This window comes from Kitasatospora sp. cg17-2 (genome assembly GCF_054031055.1).
Genome location: NZ_CM132923.1, coordinates 2,922,308 through 2,937,679, shown reverse-complemented (window position 1 = coordinate 2,937,679; position 15,372 = coordinate 2,922,308). Strand labels below are relative to the sequence as shown.

Below are 15,372 nucleotides of genomic sequence, written 5' to 3'. Positions count from 1 at the left end.
GCTGTCCGGGGGCGCGTCAGAGGCGGATCAGCACCTCGTCGAGCTCCTTGCGCCGCAGGTCCGGCACGCGCGCCCCCTCCGCGGGGTACCCCACCGGGATGACGTACGCGGCCCGTTCCTCCTGCGGCCGTTCGCACACCTCGTTGAGGAACTTCATCGGGCTGGGCGTGTGGGTGAGCGTGGCCAGCCCCGCTTGGTGCAGCGTGGCCAGCAGCAGGCCGACCGCGATGCCCACCGACTCCTTGGTGTAGTACGGGCGCGGCGAGTGCGGGCCCTTGTGCACCTCGAAGACCACGATCACGGCCGGGGCGTCCTCCAGGAACGGCTTCTCCCAGTCGGTGCCGATCGGCGCCAGTGCGGCCAGCCACTCCTCGGAGGCCCGGTGCGCGTAGAACTCGCGCTCCTCGGCCTCGGCGGCCTCCCGCAGCCGGCGCTTGCGCTCCGGATCGGTGATCACCACGAACCGCCAGGGCTGGACGTGCGCGCCGCTCGGCGCGGTGTTGGCGGTGCGGATCGCCCACTCCAGCACGCCGTCCGGGAGCGGCCGGGTCGAGTAGTCGCGGACGGTCCGGCGCTGCGCCATCACGTCGTGGAAGGACCTGCTGCGTGCCTCCGCCTCGTGGGCGGGCACGGTCATGGGGGTGAGCGGGACACTCGGGTAGGGCGTCCCCGCCACCGCGCTGTCGAGCGCTGTGCTGTCAACCATGGGCGACAGCACAGCACATGACGGCGGGCCGGGGAAGAGGTCTGGACCTCCTCCCCGGCCCGCAGTGGCTACGGAATCCGGGCTACAGCTCGCGGACCCGCCCGCCGCCGACCTCGATCCGCCGGTTCACCGCCACCGTGTCCAGCATCCGCCGGTCGTGCGTGACCAGCAGCAGCGTGCCGGTGTACGAGTCGAGCGCCGACTCCAACTGCTCGATGGCGACCAGGTCCAGGTGGTTGGTGGGCTCGTCCAGCACCAGCAGGTTCACCCCGCGCGCCTGGAGCAGCGCGAGCGCCGCCCTGGTCCGCTCGCCGGGGGAGAGGGTGTCCGCGGGGCGCAGCACGTGCACCGCCTTCAGCCCGAACTTCGCCAGCAGGGTGCGGACCTCGTCCGGCGCGAGCTCCGGGACGGCGGCGGCGAACGCCTCCAGCAGCGGCTCCCCGCCGAGGAACAGCCCGCGCGCCTGGTCCACCTCGCCGACGACCACGCCGGAGCCCAGCACCGAGCTGCCGGAGTCGAGTTCGAGCCGGCCCAGCAGGGCGGCCAGCAGGGTGGACTTGCCCGCGCCGTTGGCGCCGGTGATGGCGACCCGGTCGGCCCAGTCGATCTGCAGGTCCACCGGGCCGAGCGCGAAGTCGCCGCGCCGGACGGTGGCACCGCGCAGGGTGGCGACCACCGAGCCGGAGCGCGGCGCGGCGGCGATCTCCATCCGCAGCTCCCACTCCTTGCGGGGCTCGTCGACCACGTCCAGCCGCTCGATCATCCGCTGGGTCTGCCGGGCCTTGGCGGCCTGCTTCTCGGTGGACTCGGTGCGCATCGCGCGCCCGATCTTGTCGTTGTCGCTGGACTTGCGGCGGGCGTTGCGGACGCCGTTCTCCATCCAGCCGCGCTGCATCCGGGCCCGGGCCTCCAGGCCCGCCTTGGTGTCGGCGTACTCCTCGTAGTCCTCGCGGGCGTGCCGGCGGGCCGTGGCGCGCTCCTCCAGGTACGCCTCGTAGCCGCCGCCGAACAGCTTCACCTGGTTCTGGTGCAGGTCGAGCTCCAGCACCTTGGTCACCGTGCGAGCCAGGAACTCGCGGTCGTGGCTGATCACCACGGTGCCGGCGCGCAGGCCCTTGACGAAGGACTCCAGCCGCTCCAGGCCGTCCAGGTCGAGGTCGTTGGTGGGCTCGTCGAGCAGGAAGACGTCGTAGCGGGAGAGCAGCAGCGAGGCGAGGCCGGCCCGGGCCGCCTGGCCGCCCGAGAGCGCGGTCATCGGCAGGTCCAGGGAGATCTTCAGGCCGAGCGAGTCGGCGACCTCCTCGGCGCGGTCCTCCAGGTCGGCGCCGCCCAGCTCCAGCCAGCGGTCCAGGTTCTCCGCGTAGGCGTCGTCGGCACCGGGCGCGCCGTCCACCAGGCCCTGGGTGGCCTCGTCCAGGGCGGCCTGCGCGGCGGACACACCGGTGCGGCGGGCCAGGAAGTCGCGGACCGACTCGTCGGCGCGGCGCTCCGGCTCCTGCGGGAGGTGGCCGACGTTGGCGGAGGCGGGGCTGAGCCGCCGCGAACCGCCCTCGGGGGTGTCCAGGCCGGCCAGCAGGCGCAGCAGGGTCGACTTGCCGGCCCCGTTCACGCCGACCAGGCCGATCACGTCGCCGGGGGCGACGACCAGGTCCAGGCCGGAGAAGAGGGTGCGCTCGCCGTGGCCGGCGGCGAGGTCCTTGACGACGAGTGTGGCGCTCATGATGTCGTCGATTCTAGGCGGGCCGGGGAGCGCGCGGGGCGCGGGCGGGGGCGCGGGCTGGGCGGGTGCCGGGGAGTGGACCGGGCGGGTGCCGTCGGAGGTGCGTCGCCGGTGCCGCCGGAGACGCCGCCGGGGGCGGCGGCACACGGGGTGCCACCGCCCCCGGCGGGGGAGTTCAGCGGGTGACCGGGGTCACTTGCTCTTCTTGGAGAAGTACTCCAGCGCGTGCTGGGCGACGTCGTCCAGGTACGGGCCGGCCTCCCAGGTGTTGTCGGAGCCGCCGATGGAGGTGTCCGACACCAGCACCTGCTTGCCGTCCTTGGTGGTGAACCAGCCGCCGCCGCTGTCGCCGCCGCTGCCGTTGCAGCCGGTCATCAGCATGGTCGGGCGGGACGCGTCCATCGAGCGGCGGGCCGGCTTCCCGGCCTCGCAGTGCTCCAGCTCCATGCCGTCGAAGGGCTTGGCGGCCGGGTAGCCGTAGGTGCTGACCGAGGCGATCTGCTCGCGCGGGGCGTTGAACCAGACCGGCACCGAACCGCCGACGACCTCCTCCAGGGACTTGGCGCTGCCGTCCGGGTTGGCGACCTTGAGGATGCCGAAGTCGTACTGGCTCCACGGGCCGCCGTTCTCCGGGTCGGCCTCGGCCGTCCACTGCGGGGCGACCATGCCCGAGACGGCGCCCCACTCGCCGTACGGCTCGGCGTCGGCGAGGGTGCCCTGCTTGCCGGCGCTCACCGCGCCGCTGCTGTTGAAGGCCGGGGCGAAGGTGATGTTGGTGTGGTACTTGCCGCCCTTGCCGCCGTGCAGGCAGTGGCTGGCGGTCCAGACGAGGTTGCTCCGGCCCGGGTTGGCGGGGTCGGAGACGACCGTGCCGGAGCAGACGTAGTCCTGCTTGCCGTCCTGGAAGAACAGCTTGCCGTTGACGTGGGCCGGCTTGGCGAACGGGTGCGGGAGGGGCTTCATCTCGACCAGCTTCGGCTGCGGGTCGTTCTGGCTGCCGCCGCCGTTGCCGCCGGTACCGCCGCCGCTGCCGCCCGGCTGGGTGGGGGCGGCGCTGGTGGGCTGGGCCGCCGGCGGCTGCGCGGTGGGCTGGGCCGGCGGCTGGGTGGCGGGCGGGGTGGTCGGCTGGGCCGGCGCGGCACCGGTCGGCTGCGCGGTCGGCTGGCTGCCCGGGCCCGGCTTGTAGGGCTTGGCCTTGAGGATCTTCTGCAGGTCCCAGAAGCCCTTCACGGCCGGGGAGACGACGTTCTGCTGGGCCCACTTGTCCCAGTCGTCGAAGCTCCACTTCTTCAGCTCGTCGGCCGTCGGCAGCTTGATCGGCGGCAGACCGCCCGGCTTGTCGGTGGCGCCCGCGGTGGCCGCGGCGGTCGTCCCGCCGGGAGCCCCGGCGGGCGGTGCGGCGGCCGGGTCGCTGTTGTCCGGGCCGCACGCGGTCGCGACGACCATCGTCAGAGCGACGACGGAGGCGCCCAGCGCGGCACGCGTCGCCCGGGATATCGATGACATGATGTTCGGTTCCCCCTGTGAATGCACGCCACGGATGTGAGTGCCCGCCACCGACCGTGCGGCGGACGGGCCGCAGGTGTGACGGGAGTGGCAGGGGAGGAGTCTGCCATGCGCGGCGGACGGCTTCCGGCCGTCGGCCGTTCCGGGCCGGTGCTGTCACCGGATCGGCACGCGATCGGCACCGAAAAAACCGGTTGCACACCGCCGGGACGCCTCCGTAGCGTGATCCTCACCACCCGCCAGAACAGGAGAAGGCCGTTGCTCTACTGAGGTCCCGAGACACCGCCCCCGCCGTGCCGCAGCGCCTTCGCTGCCCTGCCGCAGCCCCAGTGCTGCCCGCGCGGTCCGTGAGTGTGCGAGTGCCCGACCTCAGTGGTGAGCCGGTCCGGCGTCCCCCGTCGCTCTGACGACCCGAGCCCCGTCCCGGCCCCCTTCCCGGTCCCGCCCGCACCCGCGGTGTCTCCCCGTGCCGTCCCACGACCACGTCCGGTGACCGGCCGCGTCCGGCAGACCCTCGGGAGGCCTCCATGGCACAACCCACCACTTCGCTCCTCTGCACCGACCTCTCCTTCGACTGGCCCGACGGCAGGCCCGTCCTCGACGGCTTCCACCTCGCCGTCGGCCCCGGCCGCACCGGGCTGATCGGGCTCAACGGCGCGGGCAAGTCCACCCTGCTCCGCCTGCTCGCGGGCGAACTCACGCCCACCTCCGGCACCGTGAGGGTGGCCGGCGAGATCGGCTACCTCCCGCAGGGGCTCACCCTGGACACCGGCCTGCGGGTCGACGAGGCGCTCGGCGTCCGGGCCGCGCGCGAGGCCCTGCACGCCGTCGAGGCCGGATCCACCGACCAGCGCCACTTCGACGCGATCGGCGACGACTGGGACGTCGAGGAGCGTGCCCGCGCCCTGCTCGACCGGCTCGGCCTGCGCCGGCTCGGCCTCGACCGCACCACCGGCGAGCTCTCCGGCGGCGAGGCCGTCCTGTTGCGGCTGGCCACCCTGCTGCTGCGACGCCCCGACGTCCTGCTGCTCGACGAGCCGACCAACAACCTCGACCGGGCCGCCCGCGAGCGGCTCTACGAGACGGTGGCAGGCTGGGGCGGGGTGATGGTGATCGTCAGCCACGACCGGGAGCTGCTCCAGCACGTCGACCAGATCGCCGAGCTGAGGGACGGCCAGGTCAGCTGGTACGGGGGCAACTTCGCCGAGTACGAGCGCACCGTCGCCGCCCAGCAGGAGACCGCCGAGCGGCTGCTGCGTCACGCCGAGGCCGATGTCCAGCGCCAGAAACGGGACTTGGTCGACGCCAGGACGCGGCTGGAGCGCAGTGCCAGCTACGGGAAGAAGCGCTCGGTCACCCGCAACGATCCGCACATCGTCGCCGGCAAGCTCAAACGCCAGGGCCAGGAGACCGCCGGCCGCGTCCAGGGCATGCACGCCGAACGGCTGGAGGAGGCCAGGCGCAAGCTCACCTCGGCCGAGGAGGCCGTCCGGGACGACGCCGAGATCCGGATCGACCTGCCCCGCACCGCCGTCCCGGCCGGGCGCACCGTGCTCACCCTGGAGCGGGTGCGGCTGCCGCACGGCATCACCGCGGAGCTCGACCTGCGCGGGCCCGAGCGGATCGCCCTGGTCGGCCGCAACGGCGCGGGCAAGACCACCCTGCTGCGCACCGTCGCCGGCGAACTGGCCCCGCTCTCCGGGGTGATCACCGCTCCGGTGTCGCTGCGGCACCTGCCGCAGCGACTGGATCTGCTCGACGACAAGCTGACCGTCGCGGGCAACGTCAAACTGTTCGCACCGAACGCGGGGGACAACGCGATCCGGGCCCGGCTGGCCCGGTTCCTGTTCCGCGGCGGGCGGGCGGACCAGCCGGCCGGCACGCTCTCCGGCGGCGAGCGGTTCCGGGCCACCCTGGCCGCGCTGCTGCTGGCCGACCCGCCGCCGCAGCTGCTGCTGCTCGACGAGCCGACCAACAACCTCGACCTGGCCAGCGTGCGCCAGCTCACCCAGGCGCTCGCCGCCTACCAGGGCGCGCTGATCGTCGCCAGCCACGACCTGCCGTTCCTGCGCGGCCTCGGCATCACCCGGTGGCTGGAGCTGGACGGCGAGTTGAGGACGGTGGATCCGATGTGACGGTCAGCGGGGGTCGGCCGGGACGGCTCCGGTCGCGTCCGCGGCGTCGGCTGCGTCTGCTGCATCGGCGGCGTCCGCAGCTCCGGCAGCTCCGGTGGAGAGAAGCCTGCGCGCCTCGGTCAGGGCCGAGTCGCGGCCCTGGCTCAGCTCCTCCGGCGTGAACACCGGGGTGCGGACGTTCGGCGGGATGCCCGGTCCGTCGAAGGTGCTGCCGGAGCGGGTGAGGAACTTCTCGTTCGGCAGGACGGCCACGAAGTCGGCCGAGACCGGCTTGAACATGATGTCGGAGAAGACACCCTGGGTGTTCTCGCCGATCCGGACGGGTGCGGGCCGCCGCTCCGCCATCGCCTGGGTGAAGGTCTCGCCCGCGCTGACGGTGGAGCCGGCGGTCAGCAGGGCGACCGGTCCGGTGTACCGGGTCGTGCCGGTGGCGGGGCGGACCACGCTCGGCTGCGGTCGGGTGAACCGGGTCGGGTCGGCCGGGTCGTTGCGGGCCACCTTGCGGTAGGCGAGGAAGGGCCGGTCGGTGAGCCGGGAGGCGATCCGCAGCCCCAGTTCGTCCGAACCGCCGCCGTTCAGCCGCAGGTCGACCACCACGCCGTTCAGCCGCCCGGGGTGCGCCAGGAGCAGGTCCAGCGCCTTGTCCAGCTCGGCGGCGTGGTCCTGGTAGGGGCCGTCCTCGACATAGCCGCTGAAGCCGCTGACCCGCAGGTAGCCGATGCCGCCCGGGAGTTCGCCGACCCCGAGTTGGCCCCGGCCGAAGGTCTGCTCGGGGGCGAGGAGCTGGGCGGCCACTGCCCGGGCCGACAACTCCCGGACTTCGTCGGTGGGCTCCGCGGTGCCCGGGCGCAGCCCGGCGAAGACGCCGGCGTACCCGCCGCCGGGGCGCTTGCGGCCCAGCGCGGTGTGCGCGTCGCCGAGCGGTTCCAGCAGGCCCACGAGGATCTTCTGCAGGTCGTCGGTCGTGGTCCGCGGGGTGATGCCGGCCCGCGCCTGCGCGCCCTTCGCGCGCCAGTCGATGCCCTTGGCGGCGAAGAAGGGGTAGTTGTCCTCGAAGGTCGCCCAGAACCGGTCGAAGGAGGCGAGCGCGTCCTGCGCGGCGGGCTGCCGGCACTGGGCCGGGAGGCCGCCGGGCAGCCGGGTGAGGTCCCTGGCGGAGGCGGCGCCGTCCTCCTGGTACACGGCCCGGTCGCGCCCCCGGGGCGTGACCGAGGAGGAGGCGTACGCCTTGCCGGTCTGGGCGTACCGGACGGTGCCGTCGCGTCCGGGCGCACCGATCTGCGTGCCGGAGTAGAAGCCCGGGGTGCAGCTGACCCGGGTCACGTCGTAGGTGGTGAAGGCCGTTCCGTGGATCTCGACGAGGATGCCGTACCCGTCTGTCTGCCAGACGCCCTCCAGCCGGTTGACGCCCGGCCGCCGTGCGTCGCCGTCCCCGTCGGGCGCGGCGCCGACGGCGCCCGCCGTGCCGACGGTCCCCGCCGTGACCGCGAGCGCGACCGCCGCGATCCCCGCCGCCCTGGCCGCCGCCCCCGCCCTGGCCGCCGCCCCCGCCCTGGCCGCTCCCGCCGTTCTCCGAGCCCCCGCCGTCCTCGTCGCTCCGGTCGCTGGCCTCCGCCGCGCGATACCCATGTCGTCCCCTGCCGTCCCCGGTCCGGGCGTCCCCCCGGCGGAACCTCTCCGCTGCCCGGGACCGACGGTACGGGCCCGATCGGTCACGGCACGTCAGCCTGCGGACCGGTCCCCACCGGGACCCCGGAGGTACGCTCCGGACCGCCCGGCTCCGACCTGCGGACCAGACGCTCCCCGAGTGCTGTCAGGGTTGTCGGCTCAGTGTCCAACTCCTGTGGGCTCCAGTACCATCGGCGCCATGCCAGCACTCAACATCGAGTACACGGAGCACGAACTCGCCGCCATCCGCGAGGCCGCCGCCGCCGACGGAAAGAGTGTCAAGGCGTATGTGCACGACCTGAGTGTGCGGGAGCAGCAGCGCCGGGTGTTCGTCTCGCACGCGGTGGCGTTCTGGAACGAGCACCGCGAGGAGTTCGACCGGGCGTTCCCGGAGGACGCGCCCGCCGCCTGAGCGGAGCCGTCACGGGAGGGGGCGCGATGACGTTGCCGCGCGTCGATCTGCGCTGGCTGCTCGACATCCAGGAGCTGGCCTCGCCCGAGGACCTCAGCGTGCGCGACTACTCGGCACTCCAGGCGGCCGTCGCACGGCACCGGGTGAACACCGCTCAGCTCGGCCACCGCGCCGACCCGGCCTGGTGCGCCGCCACCCTGATGCACACCATCGTGCTGCTGCGCCCGCTGCCGCTGCGCAACAACCTGTTCGCCTGCATGGCCACGGCCGCGTACATGCACGCGGCGGGCGAGGGCGTCGATCCGCCGTACGGGGCGCTGGTCGAGCTGGCCCGGGACATCGTGGAGGGGCGGGCGGACGTGTTCGCGGCGGCCGACCGGATCCGGTCCTGGCGGATCTGACACCGGACGGACAGGCGGACAGGCGGGCGGCCGGCCGGTCCGGCGCCGGACCGAAGCCGGCACCGAAGCCGGCACCGGAGCTGCCGTCAGACTCCGGCCGGAGCGGCGCCGTCGCGCGTCAGCCGGGCGCGGACCAGGGTCCCCAGCCGGTCGAGGCCGACCACGACGGCGGCCAGCACGACGAACTCGACCGTCAGCAGGGCGATCTGCCCCCAGACGTAGCCGTACCCCTTGGTGGTCGGGTCGAAGAAGAAGTACGGGTACGGCAGCGGGTAGTTGGAGAACAGCGCGTTGCGGACCAGCACCAGCGCCGCGTAGCCGAGCGGGAACGTCAGCCAGAGCGGGATGTCCCGCCAGGAGGAGGCGTTGCGCGGCCGGAACACCAGCCAGTCGACGATCACCAGCACCGGGGTGACGTAGTGCACGAAGAACGACGACCAGTGCTGGAGCTTGTCCGGCCCGTCGAACAGGCCGGGCAGCGGGTTGGCGCCGTGCTCCAGCAGGATGTGCGAGACCAGCCCGGTGATCAGGATGTACAGGGTGGCGGCGCCGCGCAGCCGGGGTGCGGGGGCGTCGGTGGTCCCGCGCTCGAGCATCCAGTAGACGGCGCCGATGAAGTAGCCGAGCACGATCACATTGCTCTGGACGGTGAAGTACACCAGCGGCGCGGTCTGGAGGCTCAGGCCGAGGGCCGTCGAGAGCACGATGCCGGCGCGCCACCAGAGCGCCGGGCTGGTCCGGACTGACATACGGCCACCAGTTCTTTCCGGGCGATACGGGAGGTATCGGACGTCGAAGGGAAGATCGCACTCTACCCGTGGGTCGGGTGGAGGAAAAAACGTTCCTCCACCTACCGGATTCCCTGTGGATGCCCGTGCGACATCCGACCGACACCTCGACGGGTGGCCCCGGGCACCGGCCCGCACCGGACTCAGCCCGGCAGGACGAAGCCCGACTCGTAGGCGGTGATGACCGCCTGGGTGCGGTCCCGCGCGCCCAGCTTGGCGAGCACGCTGCCCACGTGCGTCTTGATCGTCTCCTGGCTGAGCACGAGCTTCGCGGCGATCTCCCCGTTGCTCAGCCCCGCCGCCATCAGTCGCAGCACCTGGCCCTCGCGCTCGGTCAGCCGCTCGATCGGGGTACGGCTCCGCCCCGGGTCCGAACCCCGGCCGGGCGCCGGACGGGTGTCCCGCGCGGACGGCGCCCCGTACCGGAGGGCCAACTCGCGGACGGCGGCCGGGAACAGCAGCGAGTCGCCGCGCGCGATCAGCCGCACCGCCTGCACCATCTCCTCCGCGCGGGCCCGCTTCAGCAGGAAGCCGGCCGCCCCCGCCCGCAGCGCGTCGTACACGTGGTCGTCGTGCTCGAAGGTGGTGACCACCAGGATCCGGGGCGGCTGGGCCATCCCGCCGATCAACTGCTCGGTGGCCCGGATCCCGTCGATCCCGGGCATCCGGACGTCCATCAGCACCACGTCCGGCCGCAGTTCGCGCACCAGCGGCACCACCTCGGCGCCGTCGGCGGCCTCGCCGACCACGGTGAGGTCCGGTTCGGCCTCGATGACCACCCGCAGGCCGGTCCGCACCAGCCGCTCGTCGTCGGCGATCACCACCCGCACCGGACGGGTGCCGCCCGCCGACGCTCCCTCGGTACCGGCCGCGCTCCCCGACGTACTCCTCGAACCGTTCACCGCTGCTCTCCTCCCGTTGCCACCGGCAGCCGGACGGCCAGCCGCCACATCGTTCCGTCGTCCGTCGGCCCGGCCTCGCAGTCGCCGCGCAGCGCCGCCGCGCGTTCGTCGATCCCGCGCAGCCCGCGTCCGCCGCCGGGCCGGCCGGGCCGGAGCCGGTCGAGCGGATTGGTCAGCTCGATCCGGACCCACCCCTCGGCCAGCGAGACCCGCAGTCGGGCGGGTGCGGGCCCGGCGTGCCGCAGCACATTGGTCAGGCCCTCCTGGACGATCCGGTACGCCTCGCGGGAGAACCCGGGCGGCAGCCGGTCCAGGCCCGGCGCCAGCTCGGCGTCCACCGCCACCCCGGTCCTGGCGAGCTGCCGCAGCAGGTCGTCCAGCCCGGCGAGGGTCGGCCCGGCCGTCGCGGCCTCGCCGCGCTCCTCCTCGCGGAGCAGCCCCAGCACGGCGTCCAGTTCGGCGACGGCGCCCCGCGCGGTCTCCTCGATGGCGGCCAGTGCCTCCGCCGCGAACTCCGGGTCGGTGCGCAGCACCCGGGCGGCGGCCGAGGCCTGGATGCCGACGGCGCTCAGCGCGTGGCCGACCGAGTCGTGCAGTTCGCGGGCCAGCCGGTTGCGCTGGGCGAGCACGGTGGCCCGCCGTTCGGCGGCGGCCAGGCGCTCGTCCGGGGTCGGGCCGAGCAGTACGGGCGCCCAGCGGGCCAGCAGGCCGCCGAGGCCGGCGCTGGTGCCGACGATCAGCGCGAGCAGGGCGAGGCCGAGCACCGGCCCCGGCAGCGGTCCCGGTACGCCGTGGTCCTCCCAGAACCGCGTCAACTCCTCGAAGCCGGTGGGCCGGAGGACCAGCATCACCGCGAACGGCGTGCCGGTCAGCGTCATCCCGCTGACGATGCCGCCGAACGCGAGGTGCAGCACGAACCAGCCGGCCGTCCGCCGCCGGGCCGCCCAGGACCGGGCCGGTCCGGTGACCACCTCGCCCGCCCGGGCGGGTGCGCAGAGCGCCAGGGCGGCCGCCCCCTCCAGTGCCCGCACGGTCGGCACCAGCGCGGTGGCGGCGGCCATCGGGAGCGAGGTGGCGAGGGCGGCGAAGTAGAGCAGGACCTGGAGCGGGAGCCCCTTCTGCGGGTCGAGCGAGCCCAGCAGGACCGTCGACAGCAGCCAGTACGGCATCAGCAGCGCGCCGCCGAGCACCAGGTGCACCCACCGCAGCCGGGCCTGCCGCCCGAACAGGGCTCGCAGCGCGCGGCGGACGGGGCGCGTGCGCCGGCCGGTCGCAGTGTCTCCGCTGTGCTCCGCGTCCGTGCCCGCGCCCGTGTGCCGGTCGGCCCCCGCCCCCGTGATCATTGCCCAGACTCTACGTCAGCGGCCCGGCCGGACCGCGGGACCGCCGAGGCCCACGCGGTGTCCGGGACGGCGCGGGCCGAGGACCGCTCGGCCAGGGCGATCGCGCCCACCGCCAGGACCAGCAGGCCGGTCACCGTCTGCGCGGCCTCCACCAGGGTCATCAGGCCCGGCACCGCCCGCCGGGGGTCGGGTGCCACCGTGAACGTCCCGAACGCCACCAACTGCCAGGATCCCCAGCCGAACAGGGACCCGGCCGCCGTCCACACCACGGCCAGCGGTCCGCGCAGCCGCCACCCCGGACGGCCCCGGAACACCAGCAGCAGCAGCGCCGCTCCGGCGGCCACCGCCATCAGCGCCGTCACCCCGTCCATCACGGCCACGCCCCGGCCCCGGTACTCCTGCCACTCCAGCGGCAGCCCGGTCGTCCCCCCGCAGGCCCAGTACACCCGGGCCGCCACGACCCCGGCGGCGAGCACAGTGGCGACGCAGGCGAAGGCCCGCTGGGTGGTCAGGGTGGGGGAGCGGGGCAGGTCGCCGATCCGGTCGTGGCGCAGCAGCCCGGCCCAGCGCTCCCGCGCGTACAGCAGGAAGCCGGTGATCAGGGCCAGCCCCTGGACGGCGAACCCGCCGTACACCAGCGGGAACACCCAGCCGCTCGGCCCGTCGTCGCTACCGGGCGGCGTCTGGTCCGGGCCCAGCAACAGGGTGGAGAGCAGGAACAGCGGCAGGGCGAGCAGGACGGTCCCGAGCAGTCCGGTCGCGACCCACATCGGGAAGGCGACCAGTCCGGCCGGCGCCCGGCGTCCCCAGGGGCGGACGAAGGAGAGGGCGAGCAGGACGGCGACGGCGTCCATGCCGAAGGTCAGCAGGTTGACCAGCCACAGGTCGTCCATGGCCTCGGCGTCGCCGGCCCCGACCGGGTGGCCGGTGAGCCAGAGCAGCTTGAGACCGAGGTAGGGCACGGTCGCCGCGACGGCCGTCCAGGTCGCCGCGGTCCGGGCCCGGCCGACCGGTGCGGCGGCGCGGGGCGCGGTGGTCGCCGCGGCAGGTCGGGGCGCGGAGGCCGGTACGCCGTTCGGGGCCGGAACGGGCGTCGCGGCGGGCGGCGTGGCCGGGGCCGGTGTGCGGGGCGGGAGCATCGAGGTCATGTGCCCCACGGTCCCGCGGGCCCGGCGGCCCGCGCGTCCTCCGGAGACCGGATCCGCCTCCCCCGCCGGGGGGATCCGGGCGGGCCGAGACCGTCCCGGCGGACGAGGGCCGGAGGTCTTGTTACCGGCCAGTCGCTTGCCTATCATCGCGAGTGTGACAGCTTTACTGTCAGACTTCGTCGATCCTCGGAGGGGCCGTGGCGCCCGTGGGTGAGAGCGGTGTGCGCGGCGGTGGTGGCGGTGGTGCGGGCGGGCCGCTGGCCGGGGTCCGGGTGGTCGAACTCGCCGGGATCGGACCCGGGCCGTTCGCCGCGATGCTGTTGGGCGACCTCGGCGCCGACGTGGTCCGGGTGGACCGCCCCGAGCCCTCGCCGCTCGGCATCGAGCCGGTGTACGACCTCGCCAACCGCAACAAGCGTTCGGTGGTCGTCGACCTCAAGGATCCCGAGGGGCCGGGCCGGGCGCTCGACCTGGTGGCCCGCGCCGATCTGCTGATCGAGGGCTACCGGCCGGGGGTCGCCGAGCGGCTCGGGGTCGGGCCGGACGCCTGTCTGGCCCGCAATCCGGCGCTGGTCTATGGCCGGATGACCGGCTGGGGGCAGTACGGGCCGCTGGCCGCCAGGGCCGGGCACGACCTCGGGTACACGGCGGTGGCCGGCGTCCTCGGCCTCGTCGCCCCGACGGCCGCCGCGGCCGACCCCGACGGGCCGCCCGCCGTCCCCGCCAACCTGCTCGGCGACTACGCCGGCGGCTCGCTCTACCTGGTCGTCGGCCTGCTCGCGGCCCTCCACCACGCCCGTGCCACCGGCGCCGGACAGGTGGTGGACGCGGCCGTCGTCGACGGCGCCGCCCACCTCACCGCCGTCCTCCAGGGCCTGCTGGCGGGCGGCCGGTGGCAGGACCGGCGCGGCGTCAACCTCCTCGACGGCGGCGCGCCGTTCTACGCCGTCTACCCGGCCGCCGACGGTGGCCACCTCGCGGTCGGCGCGCTGGAGCCGCAGTTCTACGCCGAGTTCGCCCGGCTGCTGGAGCTCGGCCCGGACGCGCCCGGCCAGTGGGACACCGCCCGCTGGCCCGAGCTGCGGGTCCGGATCGCCGCGCGCTTCGCCACCCGTACCCGGGCCGCCTGGGAGGCCGTCTTCGCGGGGTCGGACGCCTGCGTGGAGCCGGTGCTGACGATGCGTCAGGCGCACGCGCACGAGCACCTGGCGAGCCGGGGGACGTACGTCGAGGTGGACGGCATCACCCAGCCGGCCCCCGCGCCGAGGTTCTCCGCCACGCCCGGCGCGCTGCGCCGCCCGCCGGCCCGCCCGGGCGCCGACACCGCCGAGGTCGCCCGCGACTGGGGCGTGCCCTCGCTCGCCGCCGAGCCCGCCGAGCCCGTCGAGTCCGCGGAGCCCACCGCGCCCGCCGGCCCGGCTGCCCGCACCCCCGCACCGCCGACCGCCTGAACCCGCCACCCTCCCAAGGAGTTTGCCGTGCAACGCGACCTCTTCACCGACGAGCACGAGGACTTCCGCGGCACCGTCCGGGCCTTCCTCGCCAAGGAGGTGCTGCCGCACTACGACCGCTGGGAGAAGGCCGGCATCGTGGACCGCGAAGCCTGGCTGGCGGCCGGCCGGCAGGGGCTGCTCGGCCTCGCCGTCGACGAGGAGTACGGCGGCGGAGGGAACGCCGACTTCCGCTACGCCGCCGTGCTGGCCGAGGAGTTCGCCCGGGCCGGGGCGTCCGGACTGGCGATCGGTCTGCACAACGACATCATCGGCCCCTACCTCACCTCGCTCGCCACCGAGGAGCAGCGGCGCCGCTGGCTGCCCGGGTTCTGCTCCGGCGAACTCGTCACGGCCATCGCGATGACCGAGCCCGGGACCGGCTCCGACCTCCAGGGCATCCGCACCCGGGCCGAGGACCGGGGGGACCACTTCCTCCTCAACGGCGCCAAGACCTTCATCTCCAACGGGATCCTCGCGGACCTGGTGATCGTGGTCGCCCGCACCACCCCCGAGGGCGGCGCCCACGGCCTCGGCCTGCTGGTCGTCGAACGGGGCATGCCCGGCTTCGAGCGCGGCCGCAACCTCGACAAGATCGGCCAGAAGGCCCAGGACACCGCTGAGTTGTTCTTCGAGGACGTCCGCGTCCCGAAGGAGAACCTGCTCGGCGAGATCGACCAGGGCTTCCTCTACCTGATGCGCAACCTCGCGCAGGAGCGGCTCACCATCGCCGCCGCCGCGATCGCCGGCGCGGAGTACCTGGTCGAGATCACCACCGAGTACGTCAAGGGGCGCGAGGCCTTCGGCCGGCCGCTGGCGAAGCTCCAGCACGTCCGCTTCGAGATCGCCGAACTGGCCACCGAGTGCGCCGTCACCCGCGCCTTCGTGGACCGTTGCATCACCGAGCACAACCGCTACGCGCTCACCCCGGCCGACGCCTCGATGGCCAAGTGGTGGGCCACCGAACTGCAGAAGCGCACCGCCGACCGGTGTCTCCAACTCCACGGCGGCTACGGTTACATGACCGAGTACCCGGTGGCCAGGGCGTTCACCGACGGTCGCATCCAGACCATCTACGGCGGCACCACCGAGATCATGAAGGAGATCGTGGGCCGCTCGATCCTCGGCTGAGAGCCCGACCGGCCCCCAGGCC

The 15,372-nt window shown here is 74.3% G+C and carries 13 protein-coding genes; 5 read left to right on the top strand and 8 right to left on the bottom strand.

Going from position 1 to position 15,372, the window contains the following annotated elements:
- Positions 1-16 precede the first annotated feature (16 nt).
- The 3 genes from ACW14Y_RS11840 to ACW14Y_RS11830 all read right to left on the bottom strand — a co-directional run bounded on the left by ACW14Y_RS11840 (position 17) and on the right by ACW14Y_RS11830 (position 3,932).
- Positions 17-706 carry a nitroreductase family protein gene (locus tag ACW14Y_RS11840; RefSeq protein WP_380302012.1) on the bottom strand — a complete coding sequence of 230 codons (690 nt, stop codon included), beginning with the start codon at positions 704-706 and terminating at the stop codon, positions 17-19.
- An 82-nt stretch (positions 707-788) separates the two neighbouring features.
- Positions 789-2,426: an ABC-F family ATP-binding cassette domain-containing protein gene (locus ACW14Y_RS11835; RefSeq protein WP_380302010.1), complete on the bottom strand. Its 1,638-nt coding sequence runs from the start codon at positions 2,424-2,426 to the stop codon at positions 789-791.
- 192 nt (positions 2,427-2,618) lie between these two features.
- Entirely contained in the window at positions 2,619-3,932 is a 1,314-nt protein-coding gene (locus tag ACW14Y_RS11830; protein WP_402724621.1) for a trypsin-like serine peptidase, read from the bottom strand.
- Positions 3,933-4,459: 527 nt separating this feature from the next.
- Between ACW14Y_RS11830 and ACW14Y_RS11825 the strand changes: the two genes are divergently transcribed.
- Positions 4,460-6,067 (top strand): ABC-F family ATP-binding cassette domain-containing protein, encoded by a 1,608-nt coding sequence (locus tag ACW14Y_RS11825; protein ID WP_380437912.1) that lies wholly within the window; start codon positions 4,460-4,462, stop codon positions 6,065-6,067.
- Positions 6,068-6,070: 3 nt separating this feature from the next.
- Here ACW14Y_RS11825 and ACW14Y_RS11820 read toward each other — a convergent pair whose 3' ends face one another.
- A complete protein-coding gene (locus tag ACW14Y_RS11820; protein WP_456986707.1) occupies positions 6,071-7,696 on the bottom strand; it encodes a S41 family peptidase in 1,626 nt (541 codons plus the stop codon).
- A gap of 238 nt (positions 7,697-7,934) precedes the next feature.
- On the opposite strand from ACW14Y_RS11820, the gene ACW14Y_RS11815 reads away from it, so the two are divergent.
- Positions 7,935-8,147: a hypothetical protein gene (locus ACW14Y_RS11815; protein WP_030391175.1), complete on the top strand. Its 213-nt coding sequence runs from the start codon at positions 7,935-7,937 to the stop codon at positions 8,145-8,147.
- Positions 8,148-8,173: 26 nt separating this feature from the next.
- Positions 8,174-8,548, top strand: coding sequence for a toxin Doc (locus ACW14Y_RS11810; RefSeq protein ID WP_456986706.1), 375 nt, complete (start codon positions 8,174-8,176; stop codon positions 8,546-8,548).
- Positions 8,549-8,634: 86 nt separating this feature from the next.
- Here the strand turns inward: ACW14Y_RS11810 and ACW14Y_RS11805 are convergent, their stop codons facing one another.
- The 4 genes from ACW14Y_RS11805 to ACW14Y_RS11790 all read right to left on the bottom strand — a co-directional run bounded on the left by ACW14Y_RS11805 (position 8,635) and on the right by ACW14Y_RS11790 (position 12,729).
- Entirely contained in the window at positions 8,635-9,297 is a 663-nt protein-coding gene (locus tag ACW14Y_RS11805) for a Pr6Pr family membrane protein (RefSeq protein WP_380437916.1), read from the bottom strand.
- Positions 9,298-9,479: 182 nt separating this feature from the next.
- Entirely contained in the window at positions 9,480-10,166 is a 687-nt protein-coding gene (locus tag ACW14Y_RS11800; protein WP_402724639.1) for a response regulator, read from the bottom strand.
- 68 nt (positions 10,167-10,234) lie between these two features.
- A complete protein-coding gene (locus ACW14Y_RS11795; RefSeq protein ID WP_456986705.1) occupies positions 10,235-11,581 on the bottom strand; it encodes a sensor histidine kinase in 1,347 nt (448 codons plus the stop codon).
- A complete protein-coding gene (locus tag ACW14Y_RS11790; protein WP_456986704.1) occupies positions 11,578-12,729 on the bottom strand; it encodes a hypothetical protein in 1,152 nt (383 codons plus the stop codon). Before ACW14Y_RS11790 ends, ACW14Y_RS11795 begins: the two co-directional genes overlap by 4 nt.
- 206 nt (positions 12,730-12,935) lie before the next feature.
- Between ACW14Y_RS11790 and ACW14Y_RS11785 the strand changes: the two genes are divergently transcribed.
- Complete coding sequence (locus tag ACW14Y_RS11785; RefSeq protein ID WP_456986703.1) at positions 12,936-14,180, top strand: CaiB/BaiF CoA transferase family protein; 1,245 nt, start codon at positions 12,936-12,938, stop codon at positions 14,178-14,180.
- A 27-nt stretch (positions 14,181-14,207) separates the two neighbouring features.
- On the top strand, positions 14,208-15,350 hold the full coding sequence (locus tag ACW14Y_RS11780; protein WP_266274857.1) for an acyl-CoA dehydrogenase family protein: 1,143 nt from the start codon (positions 14,208-14,210) through the stop codon (positions 15,348-15,350).
- Positions 15,351-15,372 lie beyond the last annotated feature (22 nt).

Excerpts from the sequence above, each read along its gene's own strand:
- ACW14Y_RS11840 (WP_380302012.1), bottom strand. The coding sequence starts at position 706 with ATGGTTGACAGCACAGCGCTCGACAGCGCGGTGGCGGGGACGCCCTAC.
- ACW14Y_RS11835 (WP_380302010.1), bottom strand. The coding sequence starts at position 2,426 with ATGAGCGCCACACTCGTCGTCAAGGACCTCGCCGCCGGCCACGGCGAG.
- ACW14Y_RS11830 (WP_402724621.1), bottom strand. The coding sequence starts at position 3,932 with ATGTCATCGATATCCCGGGCGACGCGTGCCGCGCTGGGCGCCTCCGTC.
- ACW14Y_RS11825 (WP_380437912.1), top strand. The coding sequence starts at position 4,460 with ATGGCACAACCCACCACTTCGCTCCTCTGCACCGACCTCTCCTTCGAC.
- ACW14Y_RS11820 (WP_456986707.1), bottom strand. The coding sequence starts at position 7,696 with ATGGGTATCGCGCGGCGGAGGCCAGCGACCGGAGCGACGAGGACGGCG.
- ACW14Y_RS11815 (WP_030391175.1), top strand. The coding sequence starts at position 7,935 with ATGCCAGCACTCAACATCGAGTACACGGAGCACGAACTCGCCGCCATC.
- ACW14Y_RS11810 (WP_456986706.1), top strand. The coding sequence starts at position 8,174 with ATGACGTTGCCGCGCGTCGATCTGCGCTGGCTGCTCGACATCCAGGAG.
- ACW14Y_RS11805 (WP_380437916.1), bottom strand. The coding sequence starts at position 9,297 with ATGTCAGTCCGGACCAGCCCGGCGCTCTGGTGGCGCGCCGGCATCGTG.
- ACW14Y_RS11795 (WP_456986705.1), bottom strand. The coding sequence starts at position 11,581 with ATGATCACGGGGGCGGGGGCCGACCGGCACACGGGCGCGGGCACGGAC.
- ACW14Y_RS11790 (WP_456986704.1), bottom strand. The coding sequence starts at position 12,729 with ATGACCTCGATGCTCCCGCCCCGCACACCGGCCCCGGCCACGCCGCCC.